This is a genomic window from Peribacillus sp. SIMBA_075, assembly GCF_046534585.1.
Genome location: NZ_JAWRYN010000461.1, coordinates 1 through 278, shown reverse-complemented (window position 1 = coordinate 278; position 278 = coordinate 1). Strand labels below are relative to the sequence as shown.

At 45.7% G+C, this 278-nt stretch carries 1 protein-coding gene; it reads right to left on the bottom strand.

What is annotated here, in order from left to right; translation table 11 throughout:
- Window positions 1-277 (bottom strand): flagellar FliJ family protein (locus SB775_RS29015; RefSeq protein WP_410864666.1); only part of this gene is annotated, 277 nt, incomplete at its 3' end.
- Window position 278 lies beyond the last annotated feature (1 nt).

The following is a 278-nucleotide window of genomic DNA, read 5'->3' as shown; positions in this document are numbered from 1 at the left end:
ACTCTTTTTGCTCTCTCAGTTTTTCTGCGTCTAGAAATTGATGGAGAGATCGTTCACGCAGTCGATTCCATAATTGAGACTCTTTCATTCGTTCCGTCAGGTGAGTTTGGCAGCGCTCAACGTCTTGCTCACATCCGTGCAGTGTTCTCCGCTGGTTTTTGATAGATCTGGCGACAGACTGTTGATACTGAGTAATTGAAATGAGCTCTGCAGCGCTGCATGTCTGCTCTTGGACATCCTGCAGCAGATTGGTCATTTGGTCATGTTGTTCATTCAAT